The 13,979-nt window shown below is 44.6% G+C and carries 16 protein-coding genes and 1 tRNA gene; 7 read left to right on the top strand and 10 right to left on the bottom strand.

Annotation, left to right across the window (positions count from 1 at the left end; all coding sequences use genetic code 11):
- Positions 1 to 341 precede the first annotated feature (341 nt).
- Together M2404_RS13945 and M2404_RS13940 are read left to right on the top strand one after the other, a co-directional pair.
- Complete coding sequence (locus tag M2404_RS13945; protein ID WP_259240359.1) at positions 342 to 995, top strand: type 2 periplasmic-binding domain-containing protein; 654 nt, start codon at positions 342 to 344, stop codon at positions 993 to 995.
- A gap of 165 nt (positions 996 to 1,160) precedes the next feature.
- A complete protein-coding gene (locus tag M2404_RS13940; protein ID WP_259240358.1) occupies positions 1,161 to 2,315 on the top strand; it encodes a GGDEF domain-containing protein in 1,155 nt (384 codons plus the stop codon).
- 254 nt (positions 2,316 to 2,569) lie between these two features.
- Here M2404_RS13940 and M2404_RS13935 read toward each other — a convergent pair.
- From M2404_RS13935 to M2404_RS13910, 7 genes are all read right to left on the bottom strand, one after another.
- A tRNA-Val gene (locus M2404_RS13935) sits at positions 2,570 to 2,646 on the bottom strand.
- A gap of 130 nt (positions 2,647 to 2,776) precedes the next feature.
- Positions 2,777 to 3,787, bottom strand: a complete 1,011-nt coding sequence (locus M2404_RS13930) for a DUF3080 domain-containing protein (protein ID WP_259240357.1) — start codon at positions 3,785 to 3,787, stop codon at positions 2,777 to 2,779.
- A gap of 20 nt (positions 3,788 to 3,807) precedes the next feature.
- Positions 3,808 to 4,308 carry an MATE family efflux transporter gene (locus tag M2404_RS13925; RefSeq protein WP_259240356.1) on the bottom strand — a complete coding sequence of 167 codons (501 nt, stop codon included), beginning with the start codon at positions 4,306 to 4,308 and terminating at the stop codon, positions 3,808 to 3,810.
- Positions 4,309 to 4,469: 161 nt separating this feature from the next.
- Positions 4,470 to 5,063: a hypothetical protein gene (locus M2404_RS13920; protein ID WP_259240355.1), complete on the bottom strand. Its 594-nt coding sequence runs from the start codon at positions 5,061 to 5,063 to the stop codon at positions 4,470 to 4,472.
- A gap of 15 nt (positions 5,064 to 5,078) precedes the next feature.
- Positions 5,079 to 5,864 (bottom strand): hypothetical protein, encoded by a 786-nt coding sequence (locus tag M2404_RS13915; RefSeq protein ID WP_259240354.1) that lies wholly within the window; start codon positions 5,862 to 5,864, stop codon positions 5,079 to 5,081.
- A gap of 230 nt (positions 5,865 to 6,094) precedes the next feature.
- Positions 6,095 to 6,352: an MATE family efflux transporter gene (locus M2404_RS20355; protein WP_405047787.1), complete on the bottom strand. Its 258-nt coding sequence runs from the start codon at positions 6,350 to 6,352 to the stop codon at positions 6,095 to 6,097.
- 100 nt (positions 6,353 to 6,452) lie between these two features.
- On the bottom strand, positions 6,453 to 7,811 hold the full coding sequence (locus M2404_RS13910) for an MATE family efflux transporter (RefSeq protein WP_259240353.1): 1,359 nt from the start codon (positions 7,809 to 7,811) through the stop codon (positions 6,453 to 6,455).
- Between the two features lie 59 nt (positions 7,812 to 7,870).
- On the opposite strand from M2404_RS13910, the gene M2404_RS13905 reads away from it, so the two are divergent.
- Complete coding sequence (locus M2404_RS13905; protein WP_259240352.1) at positions 7,871 to 8,500, top strand: riboflavin synthase subunit alpha; 630 nt, start codon at positions 7,871 to 7,873, stop codon at positions 8,498 to 8,500.
- Here M2404_RS13905 and M2404_RS13900 read toward each other — a convergent pair.
- The 3 genes from M2404_RS13900 to M2404_RS13890 are packed head-to-tail and all read right to left on the bottom strand — an operon-like array spanning position 8,497 to position 10,415.
- The gene (locus M2404_RS13900) at positions 8,497 to 8,697 is read right to left on the bottom strand and encodes a CPXCG motif-containing cysteine-rich protein (protein ID WP_259240351.1); all 201 of its coding nucleotides are present in this window, start codon (positions 8,695 to 8,697) and stop codon (positions 8,497 to 8,499) included. The genes M2404_RS13905 and M2404_RS13900 overlap by 4 nt on opposite strands.
- 35 nt (positions 8,698 to 8,732) lie before the next feature.
- Positions 8,733 to 9,494 carry a pteridine reductase gene (locus M2404_RS13895; RefSeq protein ID WP_259240350.1) on the bottom strand — a complete coding sequence of 254 codons (762 nt, stop codon included), beginning with the start codon at positions 9,492 to 9,494 and terminating at the stop codon, positions 8,733 to 8,735.
- Positions 9,495 to 9,554: 60 nt separating this feature from the next.
- On the bottom strand, positions 9,555 to 10,415 hold the full coding sequence (locus M2404_RS13890) for a fructosamine kinase family protein (protein WP_259240349.1): 861 nt from the start codon (positions 10,413 to 10,415) through the stop codon (positions 9,555 to 9,557).
- 262 nt (positions 10,416 to 10,677) lie between these two features.
- Here M2404_RS13890 and thrS point away from each other — a divergent pair, with 262 nt between their 5' ends.
- The 4 genes from thrS (at position 10,678) to rplT (ending at position 13,835) form a co-directional block, all read left to right on the top strand.
- Positions 10,678 to 12,588, top strand: a complete 1,911-nt coding sequence (gene thrS, locus M2404_RS13885) for a threonine--tRNA ligase (RefSeq protein ID WP_259240348.1) — start codon at positions 10,678 to 10,680, stop codon at positions 12,586 to 12,588.
- 41 nt (positions 12,589 to 12,629) lie between these two features.
- The gene (gene infC, locus M2404_RS13880) at positions 12,630 to 13,172 is read left to right on the top strand and encodes a translation initiation factor IF-3 (RefSeq protein WP_215398627.1); all 543 of its coding nucleotides are present in this window, start codon (positions 12,630 to 12,632) and stop codon (positions 13,170 to 13,172) included.
- Between the two features lie 88 nt (positions 13,173 to 13,260).
- Positions 13,261 to 13,458, top strand: a complete 198-nt coding sequence (gene rpmI, locus M2404_RS13875) for a 50S ribosomal protein L35 (RefSeq protein ID WP_027672243.1) — start codon at positions 13,261 to 13,263, stop codon at positions 13,456 to 13,458.
- Positions 13,459 to 13,475: 17 nt separating this feature from the next.
- Positions 13,476 to 13,835, top strand: a complete 360-nt coding sequence (gene rplT, locus M2404_RS13870; protein WP_068235207.1) for a 50S ribosomal protein L20 — start codon at positions 13,476 to 13,478, stop codon at positions 13,833 to 13,835.
- Positions 13,836 to 13,979 lie beyond the last annotated feature (144 nt).

Raw genomic sequence — 13,979 nt, 5'->3', positions numbered from 1 at the left:
TTAATCAGGGGCGTTTTTGTATAAGTTTACCGGCATTGCCTGGCAAGCCTGAATCGCTGCCTCCTAAAGCAAAAATATCGGGTTGTATTATCAGCGGTTCTAGTAAATCGCAGAAAGTCAGCAGAGCCTACAGCCAGCAACTGAAAGAAAGTTTATCTGGCCACAAGTGGCGGAAAAATATGCTATAAGAATTTAGATATTATTCTTTCTAATGTATAACAGTATCGGGAATAAAATTAGATTTCTTACTGAATTTACAAATATTTTTATTTTAATTTGCCATATTGTGTTCTTAATATATTGAAAGAATGGTGAAATGTTAGTGGTACAGTGGTTATGCTATGAAAACAATAATAATATTGCTTTGCTTACTGCCGTGGTTTGCTTGTTCTCAAATTTTGCGCCTGTGTCAGGAGTCTGAAGCCGAAGACCCTGATTTACCCCAGCACACCATTAATGGCGGAATTTACTATGGCGAATATACAGCCATCGTTGCCAAAGCACTGACCTCACTGCAATATCAGTTCACCATTGACAGGTTACCCTGGCGACGCTGTAAAGCTCAGGTAGAAAGTGGTGCGTATGACGGTGCTATTGGTATGGGCTGGAATGATGAGCGCAGCGCTAAGTATGCTTTTCCGGAAGTGGGAAACGGCGTACCCAATGCCGATTTCAGAATACGTAATGTTAATTATCCTGTTTATGTTCACGCCAGCAGTGAGCTGGAGTGGGATGGCACACAATTTAGCCATGTGAAGCTGGGCATTACTGCACCTAAAGGTTATTTGGTAGAACACAAGCTAAAAGAGCTTAATGTGTTGCTGAAAACCGATGTCGGCGTATCGTCCTGGTTATCTTTGCTGAAAAACAAACGCGTTGATGGCATTGTGATTGTCGAAAGTATCGGCGATAGCATGGTCAGGGAAGATGGCCAGAATGACATTCGTAAACTCGATACTCTGTTTTATCAGCAACCCGTGTTTTTGGTGTTTTAGTTTAAAACAACAGAAGTTAAGCTCGGAGCAAATGCGCGATGTTTGGCAAAGTATTGCCAATGTTAGAAACGCGGTGGCGCCATTAGATTAACGGCGTATAACTTACATTACAAAGAATCAGGTTTTAGCCAGGCGTAATGCGACAATCAGGAATAGGGGGACAGGATGTTATTCTACGTAATTCACTCCGCAGGCAGCGCGATGTACCTGGTGTTCTTTTTTCTGCTGCTGATAGCACGCAAGGTACCACGAACGAATCCCGGTTGCGGCTGGTGGGCGTTAGCCATTTTCCTAGCCAGTTTGGCGCGCTTATCATTTGCCTGGATGCAGGAAACTGACGCCGATTTGGCCAAGCTGCTGTATTCCCTGTTGACCCTGTCTGAAAAACTCGCCTTGCTTATTGGTGTGGTACGTTTTTTTGCAGCCAACATTAACATGGCAGCACTGTGCACTATGGTATTTGCTATGCAGCTGTGGGTGTTGAGTGCCTATTTATTGCACTACAGCGCCACCATTTACAGCAGCGGTTTAGCATTGTTCAACGCTATCTGTCTGGCTATGATCTGCTGGTATACCTGGCGCAGCACAGTTGTTCTTCCCAAGTTCAGTAAGGCGGCTATTGTGGCCTGCAGTGCCGTTATGGCATTGCACTGGCTGATATTTGTGCCGGTATCTCGTTTGTTATATGCCGATTGGCGCACTATGGCGTTTGTCGCGGGCACCATTGTGATGATGTTACTGTATACTGCATTGATAAGCGCTGTGTTAATGCTGTTTCAGAAGCGCTTGCTCGATTCTGAGTCTCATGCGCTTGAATTGGCCTATAAAGACCCGCTAACCGGCCTGAGTAATAAACGCTATGTTGACTCCCTGTTTGGCAAGGCATTATTACTGGCGAACCGGCCACATCAACAGTTGGCTCTGTATTACATCGATTTAGATAGATTCAAACCAGTTAACGATGAAGCCGGGCATAAAGCCGGAGATCTGGTGCTAAAAACCGTCGCCGAGCGGCTAACCTCAGCTATCAGAAGTACTGATATCTGTGCCCGTTTAGGCGGTGATGAGTTTATTGTTGTTGCCACCCAGCTTGAAAACACCGAGCAGGCAAATCTTATCGCAGAAAAATTGCTTAGCTGTTTAAGCGGGGCTTATCAGGTAAACAACAAAACATACAATATCGGTGCCAGTATCGGCATCAGCTTATACCCAGAGCACGGTAAAACCTTCCCGGAGCTGTTGGAAAAAGCCGATCAAGCCATGTACGCCATGAAGCGGGAAGGACGGGGTGGCTATCGTGCGGCTACATCCGCAGCCTAAGCAATCTCTGGTTATCAATCAGCGTATGCAGTATTGATAAGGCCAATGGCACCTTGGTACTGTCGCGGGGTGTCTGTTTTATTACCACGATTGATTAAACGGATACTGGCATTCTGGGAGTGTTTGGCGTGGATTTTCGGTAAATCGGAAAAGAGGGTTTTGCTTAAATTCGTATTTTGTTTCTCCAAAGCTTCTCCAAACACCAAGCAGAAATAAAAACGCCACCCGTAAGGTGGCGTTTTTAAAGGAATTTTTGGTGCGTCCTAGTGGACTCGAACCACCGACCCCCACCATGTCAAGGTGGTGCTCTAACCAGCTGAGCTAAGGACGCACACTTTAGGTTGCTGGCCAGCGCTTAGCTTGGCAGACAACGGCGGCTATGTTATTGCGCCGTTGGGGCAATGGCAAGTGTTTTTCTGCTAACACTGTGTGTTTGGTGTATTTTTCGCCGTATCGGCAGCTTACTGCTGGGCGGTAAGTTTAAGCGGGCATTGGTTATTCAGCGCTTGCCACCACTTTACATGGCGGCTGAGTTCAGTGCGCATTTCCCCAAATGTGTGTTCAAAGCGTAAAGTGAGCGGGGTATTAAGCTCGGTATCTTGATACAACTGTTGTAATAAAGGCCATAACTGCTGTTGGTAGCGGCTTAGCTCACTGGTGTATAGCTGTATTTCACCGACAAAATATTTACTAAATACATTCGCTAAAATATGCAGTTGCTCACTGTCGCGTTGCTGCGGGCATAACGCAGATGCTGCTTTGGCTTCGCTGAGTTGATTAAGCTGTGCCAACTGATGGCTGGCGGTACGTAAGCTATATTGCAACCGGCCGATAAAGTTGTAGCGATACAGCAGCTGTAGTTGTTGCTCAATATCTATCTGGCTGGCAGAGTACCAGTTTTGCTGCGCTATAAACTGCCGCAGCTGATTTAGTTCGGTTAATGCTTGCCAGGTTTCGCTAAAACCGGGCGCAGCCTGCAGTGGCAGGGCTTTGCGCACGCCCAATAGTTCTTTACGCAGGGTGTCGTCGGTTAGCAGCATATTATTAAACGCAATATCAATACTGCGTTGTTTTTGCTGATATACCTGTTGCAACTGGTTTAACAGGGCAGTGTCGTCCCAGCTTTGCTCCAGGCAGCGTTGCAACTGGCTTAAAAAACGCAGCTCATAGCTTAACTGTTTACTGGCACTGTACACTTTGCCCAGGCTGCTATTACGCTCGCCAATTAAGGTATCCAGGCTGCAGCGGCGTGTAGCATAAGCGTCGGTAAGGTCCAGTCGTATGTCTGGCAATGGTTGTTTTAAATCACGCTGTGCTGCCAGAGGCGCTGCATTGGGTAGGGCACTATTTTTTTGTGATATATCCAGTACCCGCTCTAAACGCTGTTGATAATTTTGCAGCGCTTTATCGCCATTGTAATCTGTGCAGGCAATAAGGCTCATCAGCACCAATGGCAGCAGATATAACTTCATCGTTTAAATGGCCTCATCGTCTAACCTGCTTGTTGTTCAAATTTAAGTAAAGTGCGTTTTAAGATCATGGCCAGTAGCACCGCTGCAACGCTTAAACCAACTATGATACCGATCCAGAAACCATGCGCGCCCATTGCCGGTACCAGCCAGTTTGTTAATCCCAGTACGGCACCCAGGCCAAAGCCGATTGGCCAGTAAGCAATAAGGGTGATAAAAAATACCGGTTTGGTGACTTTCATACCGCGTAATGCACAGGCTGATACTACCTGAATGGCGTCTGATACCTGATAAAAGCAGGCCAGAATTAACAACGATGCCGCCAGCGCAATAACAGTAGGGTCGGGTGAGTACAGAGCCGCAATACTATTTTTCAGGATAAATGTCAGGCTGGCGATAACCAACGACATCAGCACTGCCAGTATAATGGCTGTCGACACAGCTTTTTTCAGCTCCATAATGCTCTGCTGGCCTACCAGGTGCCCCACGCTGATAGTAGTGGCCATACCGAGCGACAACGGCATTTAGTCGCACGATCCGTGTAAACAGTGCATAAATGCTGAATACCGCTTGCATATTGATTCAAAACACATTTTTAGCTTCCTAAATTGGATTTCAAACGTCAAAAATGGTCGATATGGTGTTTATGTTGCCGTAACGACTGTTTACAGAAAATGAGTACAGGCTAAATGTCTGATTTCTCCATAAGCACATTTTTTCTTAATCGAAGAAATTCGACTACTTTGCTGTAACCGTCAAGATTAACCTCAGTTGTTATGTAACCATTATCAGGCCAGATCTTTCCTCGGACTTTCACTGATTTCTCAGATTCGAGTTGCTTTGATAGATCTGCAGTAAGCTCTGTGCAGCCATATTCATTTGTATTGATGGCTGTATTTTTTCCTACTCTTACCATTGCTGATTGCCCTGGAAAGTCATGACCATAAACACAAATGATCTCTGAACTGTCTGATGAAAGGTCGATATAAATTCCAATTTTCGAATTCATTGGCAGATAAGCGTCTTGATCGAACCCTCTTCTATAAGCGGTTAGTATGATTTTGTCAGTCATTTCATCTTTTTTTGTGCTGAAAGACCAGTGGTTTCCCATAGCTACCAATTCCTCTTGACGACCAAAGCTTCCTGACCCATCTTTAAAGATACGCATTAAATATCCATCTACAGAATAGGTTTGATATTCATGCCTGAAATGATTTTTTGGCGCGGCGGCACATCCTTGAATAATTAAAAATATCAAAACATTCATAACTTTATTCATAATAATTTCCTTAATTTAGATGGTGTCAGTCCAATTGCAATTTTTATTTCTGTAGTTAATGGCTTGATTAACTATTTTTTCAATATTCTCTATATAAGTTATTTCTTTATTGATGGCTTTGTTTTTATTTTTTACTGTGTTGGAATTTGAATTTGTTTTCGATATGTTTCTTGTTTCGTCGATTATTTTTTTAATCAAGAGGTAGTGGCTTGTTATTATATCGCTGATTAAGATGACTTTTGGGTTTGGCCTGCTAACGATTTTGTTAACTATAGATAAGTTTTTCTCTTTGACCTTTTTTAATTTGTTGCGCATTATTTTGAAATTTAACTTTTTCTTTTCCTTTAACTTCTTAAAGTCGCTTATTAAGATATTTCTATTGCATTTTTGGAGTATTTTAAACATATCTTCACTGCTTACAACAAAACCAGTGAGTGATATAGATCTTTTCTCTTCAGTTATGAAAGTTACTGCACGATGTAGAGAGTTAATTATCTCTATCTCATGGGCGAAGAAATGCCGTATTGCTTTAATTCCAAAACGCCAGTCTGCATCTGATTTTTTGTTATATAATTCGTTTAGATTCGTGCAATCTGTAAGTGATTTTGCTGTAACAAAAAAGGATTGGCATCGCAACCAAAACGAAAAATACTCTGCTCTACTAGTGAATTGCTGTTTGGAATGTCTGAATTCATTTGAAATTTTTTCTTCAAGATCAATTATTTCGTTTACTGCACTTGATAAAAGAAAAAATCTTGTGGTTATGGTAGAGTCTGAAGCCTCTATTTCATTTTTTTTCATTGTTCTTAGTTTTATTTTTTTGTTTTGAATTTTTATTTTTTAAAATTTATCCATGTATAAATCTCTTATAGCTCTATTTTTTTGTGATTATTTTTAGCTTTTTTAATGTATATTTTTGAGCTCGTTTCTCAAAACAATCGAAAGTAATATCGCAGCAACTGTTAATCCAAAAATAATACCAATCCAAAATCCATGAACACCCATAGCGGGTACAATCCAATTTGTTAAACCTAGCACATACCCCAAGCCAAAGCCAACAGGCCAATAGGCCAATAGGCTATAAAGGTGATAAAGAAGGTGGGCTTGGTGATTTTCATACCCCGCAGAATTGACGCACAAATTACCTGTACTGAATCTGTAACCTGATAAATACAAGCTAACAGCAGCAATGAAGATGCTAGTGCAATGACTTCGGCATTACCTGTGTACAGCGATGCGATCTGCTCTCTTAAGAGAAATGTGAGCGTTGCGGTTATGGCAGATATCACGATACCGAGAATGATTGCTGTACTAACCGCTTTCCTTAATTCACTAAGTCCTGCTGACCGTCAAGATGTCGTATCGTGCTCTTCTAAACGGCCTCACATTTTAACCTGCTTGTTGTTCAAATTTAAGTAAAGTGCGTTTTAAGATCATAGCCAGTAGCACCGCTGCAACGCTTAAACCAACTATGATACCGATCCAGAAACCATGCGCGCCCATTGCCGGTACCAGCCAGTTTGTTAATCCCAGTACGGCACCCAGGCCAAAGCCGATTGGCCAGTAAGCAATAAGGGTGATAAAAAATACCGGTTTGGTGACTTTCATACCGCGTAATGCACAGGCTGATACTACCTGAATGGCGTCTGATACCTGATAAAAGCAGGCCAGAATTAACAACGATGCAGCAAGCGCAATAACAGTAGGATCGGGTGAGTACAGAGCCGCAATACTATTTTTCAGGATAAATGTCAGGCTGGCAATAACCAGTGACATCAGCACCGCCAGTATGATGGCAGTAGATACGGCCTTTTTCAGCTCCATAATGCTCTGCTGGCCTACAAGATGGCCAACACGGATAGTGGTGGCCATACCGAGCGATAACGGCAGCATAAATACGATACCACTGTAGTTTTGTGCAATTTGATGCCCGGCAACCATAATAGGGCCAAGATGTACAATTGCCAGTGGGATACAGGCGAATAAGGTCACTTCAAAGAAGATGGAAAAGGCGATAGGCGTACCGATACAGACAATTTGCCAGATATCTTTGACATTAATGCGGTAGCTTTTAGGGTGTAGCCGGTAACGCCTGGTGGTACTGCTAAACCAGCCGTAAATTAAAATGGCGATAAACATAGCAAAAAACACCAACGCGGTGGCGATACCACACCCGGCGCCGCCCAGCGCCGGCATGCCCAGCTTGCCGTAAATAAATACATAGTTGGCCGGAATATTCACCAAAATACCAACAAAGCTGATCCACATGCTGGCTTTGGTATTACCGATACCTTCAAACATACTGCGCAGCACCATATAGCCTGCAGCAGGGAATAAGCCAAAGCTAACGTAATACAGATAATCCAGCGATTTTTGCCGCAGGGTTTGATCCATATTTAACAGGTCAACCGGCACATGCACATATAGCATTACAACAAACAGAGCAGTTGCTAACGCCATAGCCAGATACATTGCCTGCACAGTAAAGTGAGTAACCGGTTTAGTTTGTTTACTGCCATAGTACTGCGCCACTATCGGGGTGAGTGCAAGCAACAGGCCTTGCATCGTCATAACTACCGGGAACCATAAACCGGACGCTACGGCTATTGCCGCCATATCAACCGCGCTGTAACGGCCGGCCATAACGGTATCGACAAAGTACATTAAGGTTTGTGTGAGCTGTGCCAGCACTATAGGGCCGGAAAGTTTTAGTATGGTTCTGGCTTCGAAGCGGGAAAAAGGTAACATATTAAGTTTGTTGTATCAGCAGCGTGCAATGGCGCGCAATGTAGCATAAATGAGGGCTTATGTTTACCGGAATAGTTCAAACAAAAGCGCAGTTAACTGCAGTTCGGGACGCAACAGCATTTCGCCAGTTAATCATACAGCCAGGGCCTGAGTACCTGCAAAACTTAAGTCGTGGTGCCAGTATAGCTATTAATGGTGTCTGTTTAACGGTAACAGATTTTGATAGCGCGGCCGGCTGGGTGAGTTTTGATGTGATAGCAGAAACCTTAAGCAAAACCAATTTAGGTCAGCTAAGCGTGGGTGATAGGGTTAATTTTGAGCGTTCGTTAAGCTTTGGCAGTGAAATAGGCGGCCATATTGTCTCGGGCCATATACAAACCACGGCAACAATAACGGCACTGGATAAAAGCGCCAATAATTGTGCAATGCGCCTGACGCTGGCAGCGGAATATATGCGTTATATTCTGAACAAAGGCTTTATCGCGGTGGAAGGGTGTAGTTTAACAGTAGGTGAAACCTATGCTGATGGCTTTAGTTTGTATCTGATACCCGAAACACTCAGCATTACCACCTTAGGACAAAAGCAGCCGGGCGATATGCTGAATATCGAGCTGGATCAACAAACCCAAATCATAGTGCAAACGGTAGAGCGCATTATGGCTGAGCGTTTTGCTGTACCGGTTATTTAGTAATACTGCTCATCATCGGCATCAATAAATAGCTGCACACTGTGGTGCAGCTCGTCTTTATGTACCCTGATATGAATAGGGTTGCAGCAGTTACTGCAATCTTCGGTGTAATCCTGATCTTCGTCGGTAACTTCTACACTTAAATGCATTGGATGGCCACAAAACGGGCATTCTATTGTTTTTTGCAATAAGCTCATGATGATTTCCTCCAGCCGGTTTAGCCTGCTAAGTGTCAGGCTTTATGGGCACTACTTAAACTGCGACCTCCGTCCACCGTAATAATATGCCCGGTGATATAAGGTGCTTTTAGCAAAAATAACAGCGTTTGAGCAATATCAGTGGCAGTGCCCAACTGCTGTAACGGAATTTGTGCCAGTATGGCGTCTTTGTCTTGCTGTTTTAACGCAACCGATTGTTCACCGGGCCATAAAATTGCACCGGGCGCTATACCGTTGACTCTTACAGCCGGCGCCAGTTCCAGCGCCAGTGATTTTGTCATCATTAACAATGCAGCCTTTGCCATACAGTAAATACTGTGCTCTGCCAAAGGTTTGCCTGCATGAATGTCAACCATATTAACAATAGCACCGTTATTACGTGCCAGTTCAGGGGCCAGTGCCTGGCTTAGAAAAAATGGCGCTTTAACATTAGAGCCAAATAAATCCTGCCATTGGGCTGTATTAGCCGTGGCTACCGGGGTAGGGTAAAAGCCGGATGCGTTGTTTACCAGCACATCCAGCCGGCCAAAACAAGCGACAGCCTGTTTTGCCAATTCCGGCCAGCTGGCTTCCTGCAATAAGTCAGCCTGTAACACGGCGGCGCTTGCAGGGCGTTGTTGGTTTAGTTGCAGTGCCAGCGCATCAGCGTCCGGGCGTGAGCGATTGCAGTGTATTATTACGCGGTAATCATTAGCGTGCAGGGTTTCAATCATTTTCCGGCCAAGCCGTTTGGCGCTGCCTGTGATCAGTGCCACGGGTTGCTGGGCAATTTGCATAACTCGCTTTCCGTAAAGTCAGGTACTGCTGGGGGTGTAAAACATCCTGTCGCAATAAGTTTAATGAAATAGCTGCTTAATCATCTCTTGTGCCTGAACCAGATATGCACCCCGAAACAAATAAGCATGGTTAAGTATATGATACAGATTATAAAGGTCTTTACGATCACTGTAAGCATCATCCAGCGGATAATACTGCTGGTAATGTTGGTAAAAATCTTCCGGAAAACGGCCAAACATAGTGCTGTAGGCCAGATCCGTTTCTCTGTCACCAAAATAGCAGGCCGGGTCAAATACTGCTGCGGTATCACCGGTAAAGCCGACATTACCGCGCCATAAATCGCCATGCAGCAAACTTGGCGCCGGTTGATGATGATGCAAGCGTTGCCGGCATTGCTCTACCAACTGGTCGATATTGCCAAAACCAAAGCCTTGTTCCAGTAGCAACTGTAAGATCCAACCCAACCGTTGTTCAGAAAAAAAACTACTCCAGTTTGCCTGCCATTTGTTTGGCTGAGGCGTGCTGCCAAGCATATTGTCCCAATCAAAACCATACATTGCCTGATCATGTTGCTTATGCAGTTGCGCCAGTTGCTGGGCCAGATCATGCCAGCCATGTGTTGTTTCGTTGCCCAGGGGTAAATACTCCAGTACCAGAAAAGCTTTATCGATGGTTTGGCCAGAGCAAATCAGTTTTGGCACTCTAATGCTATGGCTTTGCTGTAATGCTTGTAAGCTAAGCGCTTCTGTTTCAAATTGCTCCAGTTGTTCACGCTGGTTAATTTTGACAAAAAAATGCTGCCCCTGGCCACTGATATGCCAGGCCAGGTTAATACTGCCACCTGTTAACTGGCTTTTTTGTTCAATCTGAAAATCAATATCCAGCTCACTGTTTATATGCTCAGCAATTGCCTGCCACATATGTTGCCTCCGTAAACGCTTAAGGTGAAGTATGGCTGATAACGCTAAAAAATCACGGCAGTTGCCTAGGTTAAAGTTTGTCACATTGTGGTCAAGCCAGCGGGCTGATGCTACTATAGCGCTGCTTTTTTACCGGCTGCCGTGCCCGGTTTAGCAGATGGCTTCTTGTATAGGCCATTAACTGCTTTGCTGCACTGCGGCTTTAGCCACGTTATTTAACATGTGACCCTTGGTATGGGCCACCACTGTATAAGGATTTATCATGCCAGTTATTACTCTGCCAGATGGCAGCCAGCGCGCTTTTGATCATGCAGTTTCAGTTATGGATGTCGCTAAAGACATCGGCCCGGGTTTAGCCAAAGCCACTATTGCCGGTAAGGTAAATGGCCAGTTAGTTGATGCCTGTGACCCTATTAATGCCGATGCAACCTTAAGCATTATTACCAGTAAAGATCAGGAAGGCCTGGAAATTATCCGCCACTCCTGTGCGCACTTATTAGGCCATGCCATTAAGCAACTGTGGCCCAACGTAAAAATGGCCATTGGTCCGGTAATTGATAACGGCTTTTACTATGACGTTGATTTAGACCAGCCAATTAGCAGTGACGATTTAGCCAGGCTGGAGCAGCGTATGCTTGAACTGGCGAAAACCGAGTATGACGTTATTAAGAAAAAAGTCAGCTGGCAGGAAGCGGTAGATACTTTTAAAGCCCGTGGCGAGAGCTACAAGCTGGAAATTCTTGAGCAAAACGTTAGTAAAGACGATCAGCCCGGCTTGTATCACCACGAAGAATATATTGATATGTGCCGTGGCCCGCATGTACCGAATATGCGTTTTTGCCAACACTTTAAAATTATGAAAGTTGCCGGTGCTTATTGGCGTGGCGATTCGAAAAACAAAATGCTGCAGCGCGTATACGGCACCGCATGGGCTGATAAAAAGCAGCTGGCAGCGTATTTACTGCAGTTAGAAGAAGCGGAAAAACGTGACCACCGCAAAATTGGTAAGGCACTTGGCTTGTTTCACTGGCAGGAAGAAGCACCAGGCATGGTGTTTTGGCACAACGATGGCTGGACTATTTTCCGTGAGTTGGAAAGCTTTGTCCGTGAGAAGCTGGGCGAATACGAGTACGATGAAGTAAAAGGCCCGTTAATGATGGACCGTGTGTTGTGGGAGAAATCCGGCCACTGGGAAAAGTATGCCGACAATATGTTTACTACCCAGTCAGAGCATCGCGAATATGCTATTAAGCCAATGAACTGTCCGGGCCATGTGCAAATTTTTAACCAGGGCTTGAAGTCGTACCGTGACTTACCACTGCGAATGGCTGAGTTTGGTTGTTGTCACCGTAACGAGCCATCTGGTGGTTTACACGGCTTAATGCGGGTGCGCGGCTTTACCCAGGACGATGCGCATATCTTCTGTACGGAAGATCAGGTACAGGCTGAAGTAACCAAATGTATTCAGATGGTGTTCGACACCTACAGCACCTTTGGCTTTAAAAACGTGGCAGTAAAACTGTCTACGCGGCCGGCACAGCGTATTGGTACTGACGAGATGTGGGACCGCGCCGAACAGGGCTTAAGTGAAGCGTTAAAAGCCAATGATATTGCCTACGATTTACAGCCGGGCGAAGGCGCGTTTTACGGCCCGAAAATTGAATTTACCCTGCACGACTGTTTAGGCCGTGCCTGGCAGTGCGGTACAGTGCAGTTAGACTTTGCGTTACCAGGCCGTTTGGGTGCTACTTTTGTAGCTGAAAGTGGCGAAAAGCAAACACCGGTAATGATCCACCGCGCTATTTTGGGTTCAATAGAGCGTTTTATCGGTATTTTAATTGAAGAATATGCCGGTTTATTTCCTGCCTGGTTGGCGCCAACTCAGGTGGTGGTGATGAACATTACCGATAATCAGGCCGAATATGTACAGAATTTGGTAAAAACTTTCAAATCTCACGGTATTAGAGTCATAAGTGACTTGAGAAATGAGAAGATAGGCTTTAAAATTCGCGAGCACACGCTTAAGCGCATTCCTTACCTTGTTGTCGTTGGTGATAAAGAAATGGAAGCCGGTGATATTGCACTGAGAACGCGCAAGGGAGAAGACTTGGGTAAAATGTCTGTTGACGCTTTTGTAGAGAAGCTGACTACAGAGATTAAAAACCGGGTTTAAGCCAGATTAAGCGATAAGAATAATTTTCGGAGGAACATACTATTAAAGTAGGAAAGAAAACATTACCTGCAAACCGTCCTAACAGGATAAACGAAGAAATTAACCTGCCAGAGGTAAGGTTAATTGGTTTGGAAGGTGAGCAGCTGGGTGTAGTAAGTATTGCTGAAGCCAATCGTTTGGCTGAAGAAAGTGGTGCCGATTTAGTTGAGATCAGCCCAACTGCCGAACCGCCAGTATGTAAGTTGATGGACTACGGTAAGTTCCTGTTTGAAAAGAGTAAAGCTCTGAAAGAGCAGAAGAAGAAGCAAAAACAGATCCAGATTAAGGAAATAAAATTCCGGCCTGGAACTGATGAAGGCGATTACCAGGTAAAACTACGCAACCTGCGTCGCTTCATTGAAGAGGGTGACAAAGCTAAAGTAACGCTACGTTATCGTGGTCGTGAAATGGCGCATCTTGACATTGGTATTGATATGTTAAATCGGATTAAAGAAGATTTATCAGACATTGCCTTGTGTGAATCTTTCCCTTCACGGGTGGAAGGTCGCCAGATGATCATGATGCTGGCCCCAAATAAGAAGTAATAGGTGCTTTCAAGTGTAACCCTGCACTGCGAAGTGTAGGGTTGACGCCTTATTATTCGTTGTAATTTAACAATGCGAGTTTTTAACTATGCCAAAGATGAAAACCAATAAAGGTGCTGCGAAGCGTTTCAAGAAAACCGCTTCTGGTAGCTTTAAACGTAAGCAATCACACCTTCGCCACATCCTGACGAAGAAGACCTCTAAGCGTAAGCGTCAGTTAGGTCCAAAAACCTTAGTCGCTAAAGTAGACATTGCCGGCTTAGTCCGTTGCATGCCATACGCATAATTAATTAGGAGTCTGACATGCCAAGAGTAAAACGTGGTGTAACGGCGCGCGCGCGTCATAAGAAGGTGTTAAACCAGGCCAAAGGTTACTACGGTGCCCGCAGTCGTGTTTATCGTGTTGCTTTCCAGGCCGTTATTAAAGCCGGCCAATATGCTTACCGTGACCGTCGTCAACGTAAGCGTCAGTTCCGTCAACTGTGGATCGCGCGTATCAACGCAGCGTCACGCATGAATGGTTTATCTTATAGCCGTTTCATTGATGGCCTGAAAAAAGCCTCAGTAGAAATCGACCGTAAGATTTTAGCTGACATCGCAGTATTCGATAAAGCAGCATTTACTGCTTTAGTGAGCAAAGCGAAACAAGCCTTAGCAGCGTAATTTACGCCGTAATAAAAAAGCCACCGCAAGGTGGCTTTTTTTATGTCTGTGACCCGTCCTAAATAAAGTTGACACTTTCCAGCTTCTTTTTGGAGAGTGTAATGAAAACAAGTAATAAACGAACTCAGCGGGATTACTCACTGG

The sequence above is a fragment of the Rheinheimera pacifica genome (genome assembly GCF_024809855.1).
In the GTDB taxonomy this organism is placed as follows: Bacteria; Pseudomonadota; Gammaproteobacteria; order Enterobacterales; family Alteromonadaceae; genus Alishewanella; species Alishewanella pacifica_A.
Note: the sequence above shows the minus strand (reverse complement) of the source record. Positions and strands in the feature narration are given on the sequence as shown.

Coding starts and splice junctions, on each gene's coding strand:
- rpmI (WP_027672243.1), top strand. CDS start 13,261: ATGCCAAAGATGAAAACCAATAAAGGTGCTGCGAAGCGTTTCAAGAAA.
- M2404_RS13930 (WP_259240357.1), bottom strand. CDS start 3,787: ATGAAGTTATATCTGCTGCCATTGGTGCTGATGAGCCTTATTGCCTGC.
- M2404_RS13925 (WP_259240356.1), bottom strand. CDS start 4,308: ATGCCGTTGTCGCTCGGTATGGCCACTACTATCAGCGTGGGGCACCTG.
- M2404_RS13920 (WP_259240355.1), bottom strand. CDS start 5,063: ATGAATAAAGTTATGAATGTTTTGATATTTTTAATTATTCAAGGATGT.
- M2404_RS13915 (WP_259240354.1), bottom strand. CDS start 5,864: ATGAAAAAAAATGAAATAGAGGCTTCAGACTCTACCATAACCACAAGA.
- rplT (WP_068235207.1), top strand. CDS start 13,476: ATGCCAAGAGTAAAACGTGGTGTAACGGCGCGCGCGCGTCATAAGAAG.
- M2404_RS13940 (WP_259240358.1), top strand. CDS start 1,161: ATGTTATTCTACGTAATTCACTCCGCAGGCAGCGCGATGTACCTGGTG.
- M2404_RS13945 (WP_259240359.1), top strand. CDS start 342: ATGAAAACAATAATAATATTGCTTTGCTTACTGCCGTGGTTTGCTTGT.
- M2404_RS13905 (WP_259240352.1), top strand. CDS start 7,871: ATGTTTACCGGAATAGTTCAAACAAAAGCGCAGTTAACTGCAGTTCGG.
- M2404_RS13900 (WP_259240351.1), bottom strand. CDS start 8,697: ATGAGCTTATTGCAAAAAACAATAGAATGCCCGTTTTGTGGCCATCCA.
- thrS (WP_259240348.1), top strand. CDS start 10,678: ATGCCAGTTATTACTCTGCCAGATGGCAGCCAGCGCGCTTTTGATCAT.
- M2404_RS13895 (WP_259240350.1), bottom strand. CDS start 9,494: ATGCAAATTGCCCAGCAACCCGTGGCACTGATCACAGGCAGCGCCAAA.
- M2404_RS13890 (WP_259240349.1), bottom strand. CDS start 10,415: ATGTGGCAGGCAATTGCTGAGCATATAAACAGTGAGCTGGATATTGAT.
- M2404_RS13910 (WP_259240353.1), bottom strand. CDS start 7,811: ATGTTACCTTTTTCCCGCTTCGAAGCCAGAACCATACTAAAACTTTCC.